18 protein-coding genes are annotated in these 17,174 nt (G+C 72.7%); 9 read left to right on the forward strand and 9 right to left on the reverse strand.

Annotated elements, in window-relative coordinates:
* Positions 1–42: 42 nt before the first annotated feature.
* The 3 genes from ACZ4VW_RS29490 to ACZ4VW_RS29500 are packed head-to-tail and all read left to right on the forward strand — an operon-like array spanning position 43 to position 3,060.
* Positions 43–981, forward strand: a complete 939-nt coding sequence (locus ACZ4VW_RS29490; RefSeq protein WP_467967647.1) for an ATP-binding cassette domain-containing protein — start codon at positions 43–45, stop codon at positions 979–981.
* The gene (locus ACZ4VW_RS29495; RefSeq protein WP_467967649.1) at positions 978–1,805 is read left to right on the forward strand and encodes an ABC transporter permease; all 828 of its coding nucleotides are present in this window, start codon (positions 978–980) and stop codon (positions 1,803–1,805) included. The genes ACZ4VW_RS29490 and ACZ4VW_RS29495 overlap by 4 nt, the downstream gene beginning before the upstream one ends.
* Before the next feature lie 58 nt (positions 1,806–1,863).
* Positions 1,864–3,060 (forward strand): CaiB/BaiF CoA transferase family protein, encoded by a 1,197-nt coding sequence (locus ACZ4VW_RS29500; protein WP_467967651.1) that lies wholly within the window; start codon positions 1,864–1,866, stop codon positions 3,058–3,060.
* 183 nt (positions 3,061–3,243) lie between these two features.
* Here the strand turns inward: ACZ4VW_RS29500 and ACZ4VW_RS29505 are convergent, their stop codons facing one another.
* Positions 3,244–3,507 carry a hypothetical protein gene (locus ACZ4VW_RS29505; protein ID WP_467967653.1) on the reverse strand — a complete coding sequence of 88 codons (264 nt, stop codon included), beginning with the start codon at positions 3,505–3,507 and terminating at the stop codon, positions 3,244–3,246.
* Positions 3,508–3,841: 334 nt separating this feature from the next.
* On the opposite strand from ACZ4VW_RS29505, the gene ACZ4VW_RS29510 reads away from it, so the two are divergent.
* On the forward strand, positions 3,842–5,437 hold the full coding sequence (locus tag ACZ4VW_RS29510; protein ID WP_467967655.1) for a serine/threonine-protein kinase: 1,596 nt from the start codon (positions 3,842–3,844) through the stop codon (positions 5,435–5,437).
* On the opposite strand, the gene ACZ4VW_RS29515 is transcribed toward ACZ4VW_RS29510, so the two are convergent.
* Positions 5,421–6,227 (reverse strand): SGNH/GDSL hydrolase family protein, encoded by an 807-nt coding sequence (locus ACZ4VW_RS29515; RefSeq protein ID WP_467967657.1) that lies wholly within the window; start codon positions 6,225–6,227, stop codon positions 5,421–5,423. The genes ACZ4VW_RS29510 and ACZ4VW_RS29515 overlap by 17 nt on opposite strands.
* Before the next feature lie 229 nt (positions 6,228–6,456).
* Between ACZ4VW_RS29515 and ACZ4VW_RS29520 the strand changes: the two genes are divergently transcribed.
* Entirely contained in the window at positions 6,457–7,584 is a 1,128-nt protein-coding gene (locus tag ACZ4VW_RS29520; protein WP_467967796.1) for a DUF5925 domain-containing protein, read from the forward strand.
* 168 nt (positions 7,585–7,752) lie between these two features.
* Here ACZ4VW_RS29520 and ACZ4VW_RS29525 read toward each other — a convergent pair whose 3' ends face one another.
* A complete protein-coding gene (locus tag ACZ4VW_RS29525; protein WP_467967659.1) occupies positions 7,753–8,127 on the reverse strand; it encodes a GntR family transcriptional regulator in 375 nt (124 codons plus the stop codon).
* A gap of 73 nt (positions 8,128–8,200) precedes the next feature.
* Here ACZ4VW_RS29525 and ACZ4VW_RS29530 point away from each other — a divergent pair, with 73 nt between their 5' ends.
* On the forward strand, positions 8,201–9,121 hold the full coding sequence (locus tag ACZ4VW_RS29530; protein WP_467967661.1) for a GNAT family N-acetyltransferase: 921 nt from the start codon (positions 8,201–8,203) through the stop codon (positions 9,119–9,121).
* Positions 9,102–9,587: a ribonuclease FAU-1 family protein gene (locus tag ACZ4VW_RS29535; protein ID WP_467967663.1), complete on the forward strand. Its 486-nt coding sequence runs from the start codon at positions 9,102–9,104 to the stop codon at positions 9,585–9,587. The genes ACZ4VW_RS29530 and ACZ4VW_RS29535 overlap by 20 nt, the downstream gene beginning before the upstream one ends.
* On the opposite strand, the gene ACZ4VW_RS29540 is transcribed toward ACZ4VW_RS29535, so the two are convergent.
* From ACZ4VW_RS29540 to ACZ4VW_RS29560, 5 genes are all read right to left on the reverse strand, one after another.
* Complete coding sequence (locus ACZ4VW_RS29540; RefSeq protein ID WP_467967665.1) at positions 9,574–9,996, reverse strand: DUF6299 family protein; 423 nt, start codon at positions 9,994–9,996, stop codon at positions 9,574–9,576. The genes ACZ4VW_RS29535 and ACZ4VW_RS29540 overlap by 14 nt on opposite strands.
* Before the next feature lie 103 nt (positions 9,997–10,099).
* Entirely contained in the window at positions 10,100–10,546 is a 447-nt protein-coding gene (locus ACZ4VW_RS29545; protein ID WP_467967667.1) for a GNAT family N-acetyltransferase, read from the reverse strand.
* Complete coding sequence (locus ACZ4VW_RS29550; RefSeq protein WP_467967669.1) at positions 10,543–12,039, reverse strand: tripartite tricarboxylate transporter permease; 1,497 nt, start codon at positions 12,037–12,039, stop codon at positions 10,543–10,545. Before ACZ4VW_RS29550 ends, ACZ4VW_RS29545 begins: the two co-directional genes overlap by 4 nt.
* Positions 12,040–12,042: 3 nt before the next feature.
* On the reverse strand, positions 12,043–12,573 hold the full coding sequence (locus tag ACZ4VW_RS29555; RefSeq protein WP_467967671.1) for a tripartite tricarboxylate transporter TctB family protein: 531 nt from the start codon (positions 12,571–12,573) through the stop codon (positions 12,043–12,045).
* A complete protein-coding gene (locus ACZ4VW_RS29560) occupies positions 12,570–13,553 on the reverse strand; it encodes a Bug family tripartite tricarboxylate transporter substrate binding protein (RefSeq protein WP_467967673.1) in 984 nt (327 codons plus the stop codon). Before ACZ4VW_RS29560 ends, ACZ4VW_RS29555 begins: the two co-directional genes overlap by 4 nt.
* Positions 13,554–13,674: 121 nt before the next feature.
* Between ACZ4VW_RS29560 and ACZ4VW_RS29565 the strand changes: the two genes are divergently transcribed.
* A complete protein-coding gene (locus ACZ4VW_RS29565; RefSeq protein WP_467967675.1) occupies positions 13,675–14,343 on the forward strand; it encodes a response regulator in 669 nt (222 codons plus the stop codon).
* A gap of 188 nt (positions 14,344–14,531) precedes the next feature.
* Here ACZ4VW_RS29565 and ACZ4VW_RS29570 read toward each other — a convergent pair whose 3' ends face one another.
* Positions 14,532–15,125 carry a TetR/AcrR family transcriptional regulator gene (locus ACZ4VW_RS29570; RefSeq protein WP_467967676.1) on the reverse strand — a complete coding sequence of 198 codons (594 nt, stop codon included), beginning with the start codon at positions 15,123–15,125 and terminating at the stop codon, positions 14,532–14,534.
* 64 nt (positions 15,126–15,189) lie between these two features.
* On the opposite strand from ACZ4VW_RS29570, the gene ACZ4VW_RS29575 reads away from it, so the two are divergent.
* Entirely contained in the window at positions 15,190–17,121 is a 1,932-nt protein-coding gene (locus tag ACZ4VW_RS29575) for a serine/threonine-protein kinase (protein WP_467967679.1), read from the forward strand.
* Positions 17,122–17,174: the final 53 nt, after the last annotated feature.

Here is a 17,174-nt window from a genome sequence, read left to right on the forward strand (position 1 = left end):
TCCTAGTTACGTACACCGTACGTAATGCGGTACGGTCGAGCCATGACTACTACGTACGCTGTACTTAGTGAGGGTCTGCAGAAGCGTTACAGCGAGGTGCGCGCCCTGCGCGGGCTGGATCTGGCCGTCCCGGAGGGCACGGTCTGCGGGATCCTCGGCCCCAACGGCGCGGGCAAGACGACCGCCGTACGGGTCCTCACGACGCTGGTCCGCCCCGACGCCGGCAGCGCCCGAGTCGCGGGCCACGACGTGGTGCGGGACCCGGCGGGGGTGCGCCGGCGGATCGCCGCCACCGGGCAGTACGCCTCGGTCGACGGGGACCTCACCGGCTCCGAGAACCTGCGGCTCTTCGCCCGGCTGCTGCGGGCCCCGCGCTCCCGGGCCGACGAACTCCTGGAGCGGTTCGGACTCGCGGCCGCGGCCGGGCGGCCGGCCCGGACGTACTCGGGCGGCATGCGGCGCAGGCTCGATCTCGCGGCGAGCCTGCTCGTGCCGCCCCGGGTCCTCTTCCTCGACGAGCCCACGACCGGGCTCGACCCGCACAGCCGGAACGGGATCTGGGACGCCGTACGGGGGTTGGCGTCCCAGGGCACGACCGTGCTGCTGACCACGCAGTACCTGGAGGAGGCCGACCAGCTCGCCGACGACATCGTGCTGATCGACGGGGGCCGGGCCGCGCACCGCGGCACCCCCTCGGAGCTGAAGGCGATGATCGGCAGCTGGGCGGAGGTGGTGGTCGCCGACCCTGCGCTGCTGCACGCCGCGGCGGCCGTACTCGACCAGCTGACCGGCTCGGCGCCGGTGTTGGACGCGGAGCGGCGCACGGTCGGCGCGGTGACCACGGACACGACGCTCACGCTCCCCCGGATCGTCCGCGAGATCGACGCGGCCGGGGTGCACATCGTCGACGCGTCCCTGCGTCCGCCCACCCTCGACGAGGTGTTCCTGCGCCTCACCGACCGGAAGGAGCTCGCGGCATGAGCGCACTCGCCCACGACGAAAGGGAAGGGGCGCGCGCGGCGCTCTCCGCGACGGCGGCGGTGGGAGACGGGTGGGCCGTCCTCGGCCGTCATCTGCGGAAGGTCCGGCACGCCCCGGCGATCGTCGTCATGACGCAGACGATGCCGGTCGTCTTCCTGCTCTTCTTCGGGTACGTCTTCGGCAGCGCGCTCGCGATGCCGGGCGCCGAGTACCGGGCGTATCTGGTGCCCGGACTGCTCGTGGCGACGGCGGCGGGCGGGCTGATGACGGGGATGTTCCAGGCGGCCCAGGACGCGCACCGGGGCGTGATGGACCGCTTCCGGACCATGCCGATGAGCCGGGCCGCCGTTCCGCTCGGACAGGCGCTCGCCGACCTGGTGACGAGCGCGGTCGGCATGGTCCCGCTGATGCTGGTGGGGCTCGCCATGGGCTGGCGGATCGAGGGAACGGCGCCCGAGGCGCTGGGCGCCTTCGGACTGCTGCTGCTCTTCCGCTTCGCCATGACCTGGGTGGGCATCCTGCTCGGTCTCGCCTCGCGGAGCGAGGAGGCGGCCGGCCAGCTGGGCAGCGCCACGTTCATGCTGCCGCTGCTCTCCAACGCGTACATCCCGACCGGGAACATGGCGCCCTGGTTGCGGACGGTGGCCGAGTGGAACCCGATCTCGGCGGTCACGACGGCGGTACGGGAGCTCTTCGGCAACGCGGCCGTACCGGCGGACGCGGCCTGGCCGGTGGCCCACCCGGTGGCCGGGTCGCTGCTCTGGTCGCTGGCGCTCGTCGCGGTCTTCGCCCCCCTGGCGGTGCGGCGGTACGCGCGCGGGTGACCGCGCGTGACCAGGGCGACGGTGACAAGCCGCCGCCCGCAGGGTAGGCAGGGCTGTCATGAGCACTCAGCCACTCCCCCTGGAGGGGATCACGGTCGTGGCGGTCGAGCAGGCCGTCGCCGCCCCCTTCGCCACCCGCCAGCTCGCGGACCTGGGCGCCCGCGTCATCAAGATCGAACGGCCGGACGGTGGGGACTTCGCCCGGAACTACGACACGGCGGCACGGGGCCTGGCCTCGCACTTCGTGTGGTGCAACCGGGGCAAGGAGTCGGTGGCCGTCGACCTCAAGGACGCGCGCGGGCTCGACGTGGTCCACCGCCTGGTGGCCGGCGCCGATGTCTTCGTACAGAACCTCGCGCAGGGCGCGGCGGCCCGGCTCGGCCTGGACGCGGCCACGCTCTGCGCCGCGCATCCACGGCTGATCGCGGTGGACGTCTCGGGATACGGGCCCGGTGGTCCGTACGCGCACAAGCGGGCCTACGACATGCTCGTGCAGTGCGAGGCGGGGCTGGTCTCGGTGACCGGAACCGAGGAACGACCGGTCAAGTCGGGCATTCCCGCGGCCGACATCGCGGCGGGGATGTACGCGTACGCGGGCGTCCTCGCCGCGCTGGTGCGGCGGGGGACGACGGGCCGGGGCGGGCCGGTGGAGGTGTCCTTGCTCGACGCGCTGGCCGAGTGGATGGGGCATCCGCTGCACCATGGGATGCACGGGGGCACGGCCCCGGCGCGCACGGGTCTGGCGCACGCCGTGATCGCTCCGTACGACGCCTATCCGACGGCCGACGGGAGTCTGGTGCTGCTGTCGGTCCAGAACGACCGCGAGTGGCGAAGGCTCGCCGAGCAGGTTCTGGGCCGGCCGGAGCTGGCGGACGACCCGGCCTTCGCCACGAACACGGCCCGGGTGGCCGGCCGCGCGAGGACGGACGCGGTGGTGGCCGACGCGCTGGCGCCGCTGACGGCGGTCGAGGCGCTGGCGCGACTGGACGCGGCGGGCGTCGCCTGTGCGCGGCTGAACACGGTGGCGGATCTGGCGGAGCACCCGCAGCTGGCGGCGCGGGACCGGTGGCGGTTCGTGGACTCGCCGGTGGGACGACTGCGGACCCTGCTGCCGCCGGTGGTCTTCCCGGACGGGCCGGACGCCCGGATGGACCGCATCCCGGCTTTGGGGGAGGACACGGATGCGGTTCTCACCGAACTCGGCGTGGGGTCGGCGGAGCTGGGGGCGCTACGGGCGGACGGTGTCGTGGCGTGACGGGGCGAGCGGGGACGCCCTCGGCTCCGCCGTCGAGGCGGTCCGGCCACCCTCCCCCGGACGTCGTCCGAGGAGGAACCCCCGGCCCTGCGGAAGGATCGCCCGCGACCCTTCCCGCGAGGCCCCCAGGGGGTGTCTTGTCGTTCAGGCCGGATCAGGGCACGCGAGCCGGTGAGACGTCCCCTAGCCCCTGCTGCCGAAGAGGCTGCGGCGCAGACGCCGCAAGGGGGCGAAGAGCGAGACGCGCGCGCTCTTGCTGCGGCGGCTGTGCGCGATGTCACGCGACGTCAGCTCCCGCATCAACAGCGTCGCCTCGGCCGCCTCGCGCTGCGGCACGACGGGCCCGCCGAGCACCGCGAGATGGCGGTCGAGCCGCGAACTGGTCGCGGTGCTCCCGCACGTGATGGCAGGCACTCGCGCCCTGCTGCGCATTGCTATCTGTTCCATGTCACTCCCCACCCTGACGAGGGCACCCGGCCCGGGCAGGTTAACCCTATCGCCCCGCTGTGACACTCGTGTATCCCGGCGACTGGATTCACCGCACTCGTACGGGGGTTGACGGTTACTGTCCGAATCCGTCTGATTCCAGGGCGAGTTGGACAGCACTCGAACACCTGCCGAACCGTCACGAACCATCCTGCGGGCACGCTCCCGGAGGCGCACTCCTGACGGTGTGTGATCTCCGCCACCAAGATCACCCCCACGCGCGTGTGCCGGGTGTTCGAAGTACCCGGAGCGGGGGCAGACATGCTCCACCGATGGACGAAGGATGGGGCGCGCCATGACCGTGATCGCGGGGCGGTACCGACTCCTCGACGTCCTGGGGCAGGGCGGCATGGGCACGGTGTGGCGGGCCAGGGACGAGGTGCTGGGCCGCGAGGTCGCCGTCAAGGAGGTCCGCGCCCCGGCCGGGCTCGGCGACGCCGACGAGCGCCGGCTCTACGCCCGCCTGGAGCGGGAGGCGTGGGCGGCCGCCCGGATCTCGCACCGCAACGTGGTGACGGTGTACGACGTGGCCACCGAGGACGGCCGGCCCTGGATCGTGATGGAGCTGATCCGCGGCCTCACCCTCTCGGAGGTGCTGGACGCGGAGGGCCCGATGCCCCCGCCGCGCGCCGCGCTCATCGGGGCCGAGGTGCTGGCCGCCCTGCGCGCCGCGCACGAGGCGGGGGTGCTGCACCGGGACGTGAAGCCGGGCAACGTGCTGCTCGCGAACGACGGGCGGGTCGTCCTGACCGACTTCGGCATCGCCGCGGTCGAGGGCACGTCCAACCTCACGATGACCGGCGAGCTGATCGGCTCACCGGAGTTCCTCGCCCCGGAGCGGGCGCTGGGCCGGACACCGGGGCCGGCGTCGGACCTGTGGTCACTGGGCGTGCTCCTGTACGCGGCGGTGGAGGGCAACTCGCCCTTCCGCCAGGACACCCCCCTGAGCACCCTGCGGGCCGTGGTGGACGAGGAGCTTCCGCCGCCCCTCCGCGCGGGCCCGCTGACCCCCGTGCTCGAGGGGCTGCTGCGCAAGGAGCCCCAGGACCGGATCGGGGCGGCCGACGCGGAGCGGCAGTTGCGGCTGGTGGGTGCGGGCGGCGCTCCCCGCCCGGGACCGGGGCGGCCGATGCCCGTGGGCTCGGAGCCGTACAGGCCGGGCGACCGGGACGGGACCGGCGGGCCGACTCCGCCCCTGCCCCTGCCGACTCCGCCCCTCCCCCAGGGCCCACGGGACCACGACCGCGACCGGGACTCCGGGGACCGCCCGGGCCGGGCGGGCACCGTCCTCGCCGTCGGGATCGTCCTTCTGCTGCTGGCGGTGGCCGGCCTGACGTACGCGCTGCTGCGGAACCAGGACGGCGGTACGGACCCGGGTGGAGCGCCGACGAGCAGTGCCCCGGTGACCAGTTCCCCGGCGACGGGCACTCCGTCGACGACCGCCGCCCCCACGACCACCACGAGCACCCCTTCGACGACGCCCGGCACGCCGCCGGCGCCGACGGTGTTGGTGCACGTGCGGGCCCTGCGGGGTGCCTACACCGGTTCCTGTCCGCCGCCGGAGTCCTCGGCTCCCGCGTTCGCGGCGGCGGTCACCGTGGGGCGTACGCCCGCCTCGGTGGAGTACCGCTGGGTGACGGAGAGCGGGGAGAGTTCGGCGGCGGACTGGCGGACGCTGGAGTTCGCCGCGGACGGCCCGCTGGAGAAGCGGGTCGAGCACACGGAGCTGACGTACCGGGCGGACGACACGCGCCGCGACCGGATCCGGCTGGAGGTGCGCGCCCCGGTCGAGGCGCGCTCGAACTGGGTGGGTTTCTCGGTGACCTGCGAGCAGGCGACCCCGACGGACGGGGTCACCTCCCCGAGCGGGTCGGCTACGCCACAGCCCTGAAGCTGGGCAGGTAGCCGCCGGACTGTCCGGCGGCGGTGGGGTGGTACGACTCGCCGATGTTGAGCCAGTTGACGCTGTGCAGCCAGGCCGACCCCGAGCAGATCTCGTGTCCGGTGAAGGCGGGGACGACACTCGCGAAGGTGTAGCCGTGGTCGGCCGCGCGCTTGGCGGTGGCCGCGTTGAGGTGGTCGGAACCGTCGTTGATGGCGCGGCGCTCGTTCTCGCTCAGGCCGGCGACGCAGCTGCCGCCGAGCTGGTAGAAGCGGGGGTACCCGAGGACGACGACACGGGCGTTCGGAGCCTTGCTCCTGATGGCCGAATAGACCGCGTCGAGCTTTCCGGGCAGCGTGGTGTCGACGTACGCCTTGGCCTGATTCACTCGGTTGATGCAGGTGGCTTCCGACTGGAGGACACAGGTGGTCATGACGTCCGCGAAACCGGCGTCGTTGCCGCCGATCGTGAGGGAGACCAGGTCGGTGGCGGTGGAGAGGGGTCCGAGCTGACCGCTCGTGACATCACCCGTACGAGCGCCCGAGCACGCCGTGAAGGCGAACGACGAGGGTGAGTTGGCGTTCTTCCAGAGGACGGGGAAGGCCTTGGTGGAGCGCTTGCAGTTGCCGCTTGCGCTGTCGTAGCTCCCGGCGCCCACACCGGAGGAGTACGAGTCACCGAGCGCCACGTAGTCGAGCGCGGCGGTTTCGGCGGCCTGGGCGGCTCCCGCGCCGGTGAGGGCGAGGACGGCGCCGAGCAGGAGTGAGGATGAGAATGCCGCGAATCGGGACAGTTTCATGGAACCTCCCTGTAGCAGAACCTCTGCGTTACCAGGTAGTAGCAGCGCATCGGCCACCCTGGAAGTGTCCATGCCAAGAAAAGATGGCGAGAACCTGCCGACACTCCGTCAGCGGCAATCGAATTCAGGCCACCTGACGGATCATGTGCACCGCGGCGGCGGGCAGCGCCCCCGCCCGGGGGATCGTCCCGTTCAAAACACCGTGCACGGAATGCCCGATTGCCGGATCATGGGCGCCATGTCAGCCACGCCACCCGAGGGGTCCTCGCCGTCCGATCCGCAGCGGGCACTGCCGATGCGGCTCACCGTCGACGACAGCGACTCGCCCGCCGACGTCGTCGACGCGCTCTTCCTGGGCCGCTTCGCGACCGGCGAGCAGCCGCACTCCCACAGCACGACCCTGGACCGGGTGAAGCCGGCGGCGACGCTCCTCCCGGCCGGCGCCACGGTGCTGCGCGCGGCCAAGGACGACGACCGCAGCGCCGTGCTCGCCGAGGGAGAGGGCTGGACGCTGCTGGTCTCCCGCTGGAACCGGGGCGCGGACGTCACCGTCACGGCGACGGGGGCGGAGCTGGCGGAGAAGGTCCTCAAGGAGGCGACGGACGGCGCGAAGGACGAGCCCGAGCCGCAGCCCGAGAACGTGACGATGGGCTTCTGGTACGTCTCGCCGCGACGCGGCCCGCACCGTACGACCCGTCAGATCAGCGCGGGGACGTGGGAGGAGATCCGGCCGAACTACACGGCGCCGGTCGCCGACGCGATGGACCGGCTGATGAAGGTCACCCCGGACGACATCGCGGGACGGCTGCTGCTGCTCCACGGCCCGCCGGGCACGGGCAAGACGTCCGCGCTGCGCACGCTCGCCCGCTCGTGGCGGGACTGGTGCCAGGTGGACTGCGTCCTCGACCCGGAGCGGCTCTTCAACGACGTCGGCTATCTGATGGACATCGCGATCGGCGAGGACGAGGGCACGGCGAAGGGACGGTGGCGGCTGCTCCTCCTGGAGGACTGCGACGAGCTGATCCGCGGGGAGGCGAAGCACACGGCGGGCCAGGCCCTGTCCCGGCTCCTGAACCTGACGGACGGGCTGCTCGGCCAGGGCCGCAACGTCCTCGTCGGCGTCACGACCAACGAGGACCTGGAACGGCTGCACCCGGCGGTGGTCCGCCCGGGCCGGTGCCTGGCGCGGATCGAGGTGGGCGGGCTGACGCGGAACGAGGCGGTGGGGTGGCTGGGCACGGAGGAGGGGGTGGGCCGCGACGGGGCGACGCTGGCGGAGCTGTACGCGCTGCGCCGGGGCACCCCGGGTCCGGGTCTCCCGGAGCCCCGGACCCCGGACGCGGGCCTGTACCTGTAGACGCCCCGGACCCGACGGCCCCGGACGCGGGGCCGCCCGGCACCGGAACCACGCCGCCGTGACGGCCCACCGGCCCGGCACCCGCGGTCGCGCCTCCCGGACGGGGGACGGCGGCCCGGCCAGTTGGGAGGGCGAGGGCGGCCGCCCCCGGACCGGCTCGACGGGCCGTCAGCCTCCGTACGCGGCCCGCAGGGCGTCCGACACCGCCGCCTCCGCCGCCTGGCGGGTCAGGCCCAGCCGTCTCGCCTCGGTCGCGTAGGTCGCCGCCGCGCTCGCCGCCAGGCGGGTCGCCGCGTCGCCCGCCGCCGCGACGAACGTGCCGTGGCGGCCGCGCGTCTCGATCACGCCGTCCGCCTCCAGCGACTTGTACGCCTTGGCGACGGTGTTCGCCGCGAGGCCCAGTTCCTCCGCCAGGCCGCGTACCGTCGGCAGTTTGTAGCCGACCGGCAGCACGCCGGAGCGGGCGCGCTCCGAGATCTGGGCGCGCAGTTGTTCGTACGGGGCGGTCGACGAGTCCGTGTCCACGGTGATTCGCAATGTCACGGCCCGATTCTGCCCCCGCCCCCGTGGAAAAGGGGAGGCGACCTCACCACACCGGCACGTAGCCTGCCGCACCATGACTGTGATCGTCCGAGATGCCCGGCCGGAGGACGCCGAGGGGTACGCCCGCGTCCGGCGCGCCGCCCTCCCGTTCATGCCGGCGAGCGCCGCCCAGACCGCATTCGACTGGGCCCACTCCCATCCCGACGCGCACGAGCGTCCTCTGGTCGCCGAGATCGACGGGGAGATCGTCGGCACCTCCCAGCTCCGCGTCGCGCACGACGCGCCCGAGCCCGGTGTCGGCTCGGTCAACGTCTACGTCCACCCGGAGAAGCGGGGCCTCGGCGCCGGCGCACGGCTGGTCCGCGCCTCCGAGGAGCACCTCGCGCGGTGCGGGGCGACCACCCTCTACAGCTGGGTGCTCGACGAGCCGGAATTCCGTGCCTTCGCCGAGCGTCACGGGTACGCCGCCCGCCGTTCCGCGCACTTCCTCCGGCTCGACCTCGTCTCCCCCGGGCTTCCTCCGCTCCAGGAGCCGCCGGCCGGTGTCGAGCTGCGTACGGCCGCCGACTTCGCCGCCGATCCCCGGCCGCTGTTCGTGCTGGACGCGCTGACCACGGCCGACGAGCCCGGCGACGTCGGTGCCGAGCTGACGGACTACGAGCACTGGCTGGCGACCACCTGGAACCACCCGCTGTTCGACCGGGAGCTGACCGTCGTCGCGGTCGTCCACGGACGGCCCGCCGCCTTCAGCGCCGCCCAGACCGACGGCCGGGGCCTCTACAGCACCGGGATGACTGGTACCGATCCGGCCTTCCGCGGGCGCGGACTGGCCAAGCTCGCGAAGAACCACTCCCTGCACCGGGCGCGGGCGGCCGGCTGTACGGAGGCCTTCACCGGGAACGACGCCGGCAACGAGCCGATGCTGGCGATCAACAAGTGGTTCGGCTACGAGATCTGCGCGACGGAGGTACGCCATGTCCGCACGCTCGGTTGAGGTGGTCCTCGTGAAGGCGGGCCGCACGAAGATCCGCTACCCCGCCGAGGTCGTCGCCGACGACGGCACCCGGCTCTCGGTCCGCGCGCCGTGGGCGGCCGAGGGGGTGCGGGACTTCGGCTTCGTACGGTTCGAGCCCGGCGACGTCTTCGTCGAGCACTACTGGCGGGACCGCTGGTACGCCGTGAAGGAGGTCCGCTCCCCGGACGGGACCCTCAAGGGGTGGTACTGCGATGTCACGCGCCCGGCCGTGATCGGCGCCGCGGAGGTCGTGGTGGAGGACCTGGACCTGGATCTGTGGGTCTCGGCGGACGGCAGCGAGGTGCTGCGCCTCGACGAGGACGAGTTCGAGGCGAGCGGCCTGGCCGCCTCCGATCCGGAGGCGGCGGCCTGCGCGGTCGCGGCCCTCGACGAGCTCGCGGGCTACGGGAGGGAGGGCCTGGTCGCGCTGCTCAGCGCAGGGTGACGTCCGCCTCCTCCGCGACGAGGAAGGCGGGCAGCGGCAGGCCCGAGGGGTGGGTGGTGGTGAGCTGCATGAGGGTGGCCTTCACCCGCGCGGCGCCCGCGCGGTAGCCGGGCTCCTTCACGACGCCCGAGTTGGTCCAGGTGCGCTCCCGGCTGTCGCAGACGGCCCGGGTGCCGCCGATCCCGGCGGAGTTCTCCTGCTGGACGAGCGTGCTGCTCACGAAGACGGGGCCGGCGCTGTCGTCCATGCAGCGGTAGGTGCCGGAGACGGTGACCGTACCGTCCTCGGCGACGGTTCCGTAGCTGTCGACGGAGAGCTTGTCGCCGATGCCCGCGTGGGCGGCGGTGGCGGCGGGGGCTGCGGCGGCCATCAGCAGGGTGCCGACGGCCAGAGCGAGACGGAGTCGCATCAGGGATGTCCCTTCGGGGTGTGGGGGGTGATGTCGCCCGCCAGGGATATCGGATCAAGCCGCCGTCTGTCCGAAACTCACTCTATCGGGGGCGAGTTGGGGCTCAAACGCGCTTGCGGTAATGCATACGGTCGTACGGTCCGTCCAGGCGCCGCTCGACGAGCTCGTAGCCGTACCGCTCGTACAGCCTCTGGTTCTCCCACATCATCGCGTTGGTGAGCAGCCGCACCTCGGGCAGGCCGAGCGCGCGGGCGCGGGACTCCACGAAGGCCAGCAGGTGGCGGCCGAGGCCGGTGCCCTGGGCGTCGGGGTGGACGGCGATCTCGTCCAGGTAGAGGTGGTCGGCCTCGGGGATCACCACCACGAGACCGACCACCGGATCGCCGGTGACGAACACCCGGCCCGCCGCCACGTTCGCCGCGTGGTCGTACTCCATCGGAGCCGGTACGAGCCCGATCCGTTCGATGTAGGGGTGGAAGGCCGCATCGGTCACGGCCTTCACGGCGGGCACATCGCCCGGGACGGCGGGGCGGGGCGTCTCCTCGATCATGCCGACACGTTACGGCGGCGGATGATCACCTTCTTCGCCAGGGGCCAGGCCAGCAGGACCACGACGACCGCGTAGACGGTCACGGAGAACGGGGTGTCGACGAGTCCGGTCGGCGAGCCGTCGCTGATCTGCAGCGCGCGGCGCAGCTGCTGCTCGGCGGCCGGGCCGAGGATGACACCGATCACGGCCGGCAGGACCGGGAGTCCGTAGCGCCGCATGCCGAACCCGAGGAGACCGATGAGCAGCAGGACGACCAGGTCGAGCGCCTCGCCGCCCACCGCGTACGCGCCGACGGCGGCGAAGAAGAGGATGCCGGCGTAGAGGTACGGACGCGGGATGCGCAGGAGCTTGGCCCAGACGGGCGCGAGCGGGAGGTTGAGCGCGAGGAGCAGGACCATGCCGACGAAGAGGGAGGCGATCAGGCCCCACACGAGGTCGGGTTCGCGTTCGAAGAGCAGCGGTCCGGGCTGGATGCCGTACTGCTGGAACGCGGCGAGCATGACGGCGGCGACGGCCGTCGTCGGCAGCCCCAGGGTCAGCATGGAGACGAGCGTGCCGGCCGCCGAGGCGGAGGCGGCGGACTCGGGTCCCGCGACGCCCTCGATGGCGCCCTTGCCGAACTGGTCCTTGTGCTTCGAGAGCCGCTTCTCGGTGACGTAGGAGAGGAAGGTCGGGATCTCCGCGCCGCCGGCCGGGATCGCGCCGAACGGGAAGCCGATGACGGGGCCGCGCAGCCAGGACTTCCAGGTGCGCCGCACGTCGTCCTTGCCGAGCCACGGACGTCCGACCGGGATGGCCTCGCCCGCCGTGCGGCGCAGATGGGCGGCGACCCACAGGGCCTCGCCTATGGCGAAGAGGCCGACCGCGACGATGACGACGTCGATGCCGTCGGCGAGCTGGAGGGACCCGAAGGTGAGGCGCTGCTGGCCGGTCATCTGGTCGAGGCCGACCAGGCCGAGGGTGAGACCGATGAGGAGCGAGGCGAGCCCGCGGATGCGGGAAGAGCCGAGGACCGAGGTCACCGCGATGAACGCGAGGACCATGATGGCGAAGTAGTCGGGCGCGCCGATGCCGACCGCGAGGGCGGCGACGGTCGGGGCGAGGGCGACGAGCAGGAGAGTGCCGATCATGCCGCCGGTGAAGTGGCCTATCGCGGCCGCCGCGAGCGCCTGTGCGCCGCGGCCGGCCTTGGCCATGGGGTTGCCCTCCATGGCGGCGACGACGGCCGCGCTCTCCCCGGGGGTGTTGAGCAGGATCGAGGTGGTGGAGCCGCCGAACATGGCTCCGTAGTAGATGCCGGCGAACATGATGAAGGCGCCGGTCGGTTCGAGTCCGTACGTCACCGGGAGCAGGAGCGCGACCGCCATCGCGGGGCCGATGCCGGGCAGGACGCCGATGGCGGTGCCGAGGAGCACGCCGATGGCGGCCCACAGCAGGTTCATCGGGGTGAGGGCCGTACCGAATCCGTCGATCAGGGAGTTCAGTGAGTCCATGGGTCAGAGCACTCCCATCAGCGGGCCGCCGGGCAGCGGAACTCCGAGCAGGTTGTCGAAGAGGACATAGGTGAAGAGGGAGAGCCCCGCGGCGATCAGCGGGTCGCGGTGCAGGTGACGGCTGCCGAGGGCGTAGGCGGCGCCCCAGAAGAGCAGGGCTCCGGCGACGGGGAAGCCGACCGGTCCGATGAGGACGGCGAAGGCGAGGAAGACTCCGGCGAGGAGCAGGACCGTACGCCAGTCGCCGGGTTCCGAGAGGTCGATGTCCTCGCCGCCCTCGGCCTCGCCGCGGCCGCCGCGCAGGACGTCGATCGCGAGGAGGACGGCGACGACGAGCAGACCGGCGCCGACGACGAGCGGGACGGTCCTGGGGCCGACGGGACCGCGCTGGGTGATGTCGACGCTCATGGTGAGGGCGTCCGTGAGGACGAGGACGCCGATGACGAGCAGGAGGAGGCTGACGCCGAGCTCGCTGTGGTCGCGCAGCCAGGACTTCCCGGCCGTCGGGGTGGTCGTCTCGGGTGTCGTCGTCACAGTCCCAGCTCCTTCAGAACGGAGGCGACACGCCGGTCCTGCTCGGTGAGGAAGGTGCCGAACTCCTCGCCGGGCAGGAAGGCGTCGTTCCAGTTGTTCTTCTTCAGCGACTCGCGCCATTGCGGGGAGTCGTGCAGCTTCGTCACGAGGACCACGAGCTTGTCGCGCTCGGCGTCCGAGAGGCCGGGTGGGGCGACGATGCCGCGCCAGTTGATGAACTCCGTGTCGAGTCCGGCCTCGCGCAGGGTGGGGGCGTCCAGGCCGGGGACCCGCTCGGCGCCGGTGACGGCGAGCAGCCGCAGTTCGCCGGACTTGATCTGGTCGAGGTACTCGCCGACGCCCGAGACGCCGAAGGCGACCTTGTTGCCCAGGATGGAGGCGAGGAGCTCGCCGCCGCCGTCGAAGGGGATGTAGTTGACGCTCTTCGGCGCGATGCCGGCGGCCTGCGCCATCAGCATGGGGGCGAGGTGGTCGGGTCCGCCGGGCGAGGAGCCGCCGCCGACGGGCAGCTTGCCGGGGTCCTTCTTCCAGGCGGCGAGCAGGTCCTGGATGGTCCTGTACGGGGAGTTCTTGCCGACGACGACGATGTCCTGCTCCATGGTGAGCCGGGCGATCGGGGTGGTGTCGGCGAGGGTTTTCGGGGTCTTGTTGGTGTGGACCGCCCCGACGACGCCGAGGCCCATCGACATCGCGAGCCGGCCGTTGCCGTGCTCGCCGACGAGCCGGGTCAGGCCGACGGTGCCGCCGGCCCCGGGCAGGTTGAAGACCTCGATGTCGGTGGTGAGGTTCGCGTCCTCGGCGTTCTTGGCCGCGGTACGGGCGGTGATGTCGTACCCGCCGCCGGGTGTGTTCGGGACCATGAACCGCAGGCCGGGAATCTGGGTGCCGGTGTCGGAGCCGCTGCCGGTGGAGAGCAGGGGCGGCCCCACCAACACCAGCAGCGCGGCCCCGAGCAGGGCGAGGGGGGTGCGCAGACGCACGTGTGCCGCCTCTCGATAGGGATGTGAAGTGGCCCACATGTTGCCTGCGCGTTAAGAAGCTGTCTCTCTTCCGCAATCAACGGACGTTGTGGTCCTTGTGGTCGCGACCTAGCGTGTCGGCGTGACAAAGGTGCTGGTGGTGGACGACGACTTCATGGTCGCGAAGCTGCACAGCCGTTTTGTGTCGGCTGTGGACGGTTTCTCCGTCGTGGGGGTCGCGCACAGCGGCGCCGACGCGCTGCGTCTCGCCGACCGGCTGCGCCCCGATCTCGTGCTCCTCGACATCTTCCTGCCCGACATGGACGGGATCAGTGTGCTGCGCGAGCTGCGCGGGACCGGTCTCGCCGTCGACGCCCTGTTCATCACCGCCGCGCGGGACGCGGGCATGATCCGCTCGGCGCTCCGGGCGGGGGCGCTGCACTATCTGATCAAGCCGTTCAACCAGGCCGCCCTGCAGGAGCAGCTGCGGCACGTGGCCTCGCTGCGCACGCGCCTGGACGCGCTGGACGAGGCGCGTCAGGAGGACGTGGACCAGATCTTCGGCACGCGCCCGCCGGGCTCGCGCGAACTCCCGAAGGGCCTTGCCGCGCCGACGGCAGAGCTGGTGGACGGCATCCTGCGGGCGCATCCGGAGGGCCTGTCGGCGACGGAGTGCGCGGAGGCGGGCTCCTTGTCCCGGGTCAGCGCCCGGCGCTATCTGGAGTACTTCGCGGAGACCGGCCGGGCGGAGATCACACTGCGGTACGGAGGGACGGGCCGCCCGGAACGGCGCTACCGGCGGCTCGGCTGACCTCACCGCGTCGGGTCGGGGCCGGGCCGGGGGCTCAGGGGCCCGTCGCGCTCAGGCGCGGGCTCGGCGGGTGTCCGTGCCCGGGGGCCCCGCGCGCTCAGGCGCGGGCTCGGCGGCTGTCCGTGCCCGGGGCCCGTCGCGCTCAGGCGCGGGCTCGGCGGCTGTCCGTGCCCGGGGCCCCGCGCCGCTCAGGGGGCCAGTGAGCGCCAGATCCGGTCCGGCAGGGTCCGGGCGGCCGTGTCGAGATCGACGTCGCCGAAACCCGCGAGCCAACGGCGGGCCACGGCGACGACCGGCCCGAGGACCAGGGACTCGATCAGCGGCAGGGGCAGCGGAGCGATCTCGCCGGACGCGACGCGGGGCTCGATCCACTGGGCGAAGGCCGAGAGCCTCGCCTCCTGGGCGTCGCGCAGTTCCCTGCCCTGCGCCATGCCGAACCGGTCGGCCGTGGAGGAGTGCAGGAGCAGGGCGGCGTCCCGGTGTTCCTGGATGAACGTCAGATAGGTCCGGACGAGGGCGCGGACACCGGTACGGGCGGTACGGGCGCTCCGCAAGGACGTCGCGAGTTCGGTCAGCAGGCGGCCGAGCCAGCGGTGCGTCAGCGCGGCGACGAGGCCGTCGACGCTGTTGAAGTGGTGGTAGAGGCTGCCCAGGCTGACTCCGCTCTCCCGGGTCACGGCGCTGACCGTGATGCCCCGCTCCCCCTCGGCGGCGTACAGGCGCAGCGCGGCTTCGAGGAGCAAGTCGGCTGTCTGCTCGCCGCGTTGCTGCTTGGGGCTCATCGCTCTTCTTCTCTCGTACTAGAGTAGGTTTCTAGAAGATAATTCCAATTCTAACGGGGTTCGCGTGGTGGAGCTGAGGGGGAGCGGGGCCCAGCCCCTGGAAGCGGAGGATCCGCTCAGGATCGGGCCGATTCCGTTGGCGGGCCGGCTGGGCGTCGGCGGCATGGGGCGGGTGTACCTCGGCGTCCACGAGGGCCGGTACGTCGCCGTCAAACAGCTGTTGGCCTCCGTCGTCGGCGAGGACGCGGACTTCCTGCGCCGGTTCGGGCACGAGCTGGACAACCTGGCCCGGCTGCCCGCCGGGGCGACCGCGCCGCTGCTCGCCAGTGACCGCACCGCGCGGCCACCGTGGTTCGCCACCGCGTACGTGCCCGGGCTCACCCTGCGGGAGGCGGTGGACCTGCATGGCCGCGCCCTGCCCGCGGAGGCGCTGTGGCTGCTGTTACGGGAGGCGGCAGCGGGTCTGGCGGCGGTGCACGCGCTGGACATGGTGCACCGGGACCTGAAGCCGTCCAACGTCATGCTGACCGTCGACGGACTCACCCTCATCGACTTCGGCGTCGCGCGGGCGGCCGAGCAGAGCCAGCTGACCAGGACCGGCATGGTCGTGGGCACGCCCGCCTACATGGCGCCCGAACAGGCTTCTGGGACGCGGGGGTTGAGCGGCGCCACGGATGTGTTCGCGCTGGGCTCGGTCCTCGCGTACGCGGCGTGCGGCCGGCCGCCCTTCGGTGACGAGTCGGGGCACGGTGTGCTGTACCGCATCGTCCACGAGCAGCCGGACCTGGCGCCCTTGCGGACCGTGGACCCGGACCTCGCCGAGGTCGTCACCGCCTGCCTCGACAAAGACCCCGAGGGCCGCCCGACCGCCGCCGAACTCCTCGAACGCGTCGCGGAGCACTGTCCGCCGGCCGGCGGGACGCTGTGGCCGGCGGCCATCGCGGAGCGGTTGTCCCAGCGGGCCGCGTTCGCCGCGAACGTCCAGCCGCTCGACGTACCCACGATCCCGCTCGCCGGCGGAAAGCCGGAAGCGCGGGAGAAGGTGGAGGACGAGACGGAAGAGCCCGAGGACGGGAACGATCCGGCGTCCGGAGCCGTGGTCCCCCCGGAGAAGGCGGGAAAGCCGGCGAAGGAGAAGAAGCCGGAGGGCGGTGAGCGTCGTCGGACCCGCGTCCTCCTGGCCGTCCTCCCCGTCGTCGTGGTCGCCGGCGGGACCACCCTCGCCCTCCAGAACCTGCCGCACACGTCCTCGCCCGGCACCGACGCCGGCGCCGTCCCGTCCACCTCGGTCTCCGCGCCGGTCCACCCGACGGCGCCGGCGCCGGCCGGGAGCCCGTCGGGCACGGCGTCCGGGCCGGCGCCCTCGGACAAGGGCCAGGGGCCGGCGACGGCGGGCGGGGCGGCCGGAGCCGAGACCGCCGGGGGCACCGCGACCGGCTCGCAGAACGGCGGGGGCGGCAGCGTCGCCTCCGGCGGCTCGGGCTCCAGCACCTCCACCACCTCCGGCGGATCCACCACTTCCGGCGGATCCACCACCTCGGGCGGATCGACCACCTCCGGCGGCTCCGGCACCACGGGCGGAACCAGCACGTCCGGCGGCGGGGCGCCGCCCCCGACCACCGCTCCTCCCTCGTCCGGCACCGGCACCTACCGCTTTCGCAACGGCGACAACGGCGCGTGCATCGTCCAGGTGTACGGCTCCTCGGACCACGGCAGCTGCTCGGACCCGACCGCCCGGTGGATCGTACGCAGCACGTCGGGCGGCAGCTTCACGCTGGTCAACAAGCAGACGGGCGGGTGCCTCTACGCCAACATGCTCGGCCAGGCCGTCTTCGTGGGGGACTGCGCCCAGGGCGCCGCCGCGTGGCGCACGGGGGCGAACGGCAGCCTGCGGAGCGTCTCCAACGGCGGTTGCCTCGACCTGGCCATGGCCAACGGTCTGGTGACGTCGACGTGTGCCGGCGAGGCGTCCCAGCGCTGGACGCGGCTCACCTAGACGGACGCGGCGTGGTGTCTGTGGTGCCGCTTAGGGGCTCCTTAAAGCGACCA

It is taken from the genome of Streptomyces sp. NPDC029139, from assembly GCF_055564335.1.

Coding starts and splice junctions, on each gene's coding strand:
- ACZ4VW_RS29505 (WP_467967653.1), bottom strand. CDS start 3,507: ATGGAACAGATAGCAATGCGCAGCAGGGCGCGAGTGCCTGCCATCACG.
- ACZ4VW_RS29500 (WP_467967651.1), top strand. CDS start 1,864: ATGAGCACTCAGCCACTCCCCCTGGAGGGGATCACGGTCGTGGCGGTC.
- ACZ4VW_RS29515 (WP_467967657.1), bottom strand. CDS start 6,227: ATGAAACTGTCCCGATTCGCGGCATTCTCATCCTCACTCCTGCTCGGC.
- ACZ4VW_RS29495 (WP_467967649.1), top strand. CDS start 978: ATGAGCGCACTCGCCCACGACGAAAGGGAAGGGGCGCGCGCGGCGCTC.
- ACZ4VW_RS29545 (WP_467967667.1), bottom strand. CDS start 10,546: ATGATCGAGGAGACGCCCCGCCCCGCCGTCCCGGGCGATGTGCCCGCC.
- ACZ4VW_RS29510 (WP_467967655.1), top strand. CDS start 3,842: ATGACCGTGATCGCGGGGCGGTACCGACTCCTCGACGTCCTGGGGCAG.
- ACZ4VW_RS29530 (WP_467967661.1), top strand. CDS start 8,201: ATGACTGTGATCGTCCGAGATGCCCGGCCGGAGGACGCCGAGGGGTAC.
- ACZ4VW_RS29540 (WP_467967665.1), bottom strand. CDS start 9,996: ATGCGACTCCGTCTCGCTCTGGCCGTCGGCACCCTGCTGATGGCCGCC.
- ACZ4VW_RS29490 (WP_467967647.1), top strand. CDS start 43: ATGACTACTACGTACGCTGTACTTAGTGAGGGTCTGCAGAAGCGTTAC.
- ACZ4VW_RS29570 (WP_467967676.1), bottom strand. CDS start 15,125: ATGAGCCCCAAGCAGCAACGCGGCGAGCAGACAGCCGACTTGCTCCTC.
- ACZ4VW_RS29520 (WP_467967796.1), top strand. CDS start 6,457: ATGGGCGCCATGTCAGCCACGCCACCCGAGGGGTCCTCGCCGTCCGAT.
- ACZ4VW_RS29535 (WP_467967663.1), top strand. CDS start 9,102: ATGTCCGCACGCTCGGTTGAGGTGGTCCTCGTGAAGGCGGGCCGCACG.
- ACZ4VW_RS29550 (WP_467967669.1), bottom strand. CDS start 12,039: ATGGACTCACTGAACTCCCTGATCGACGGATTCGGTACGGCCCTCACC.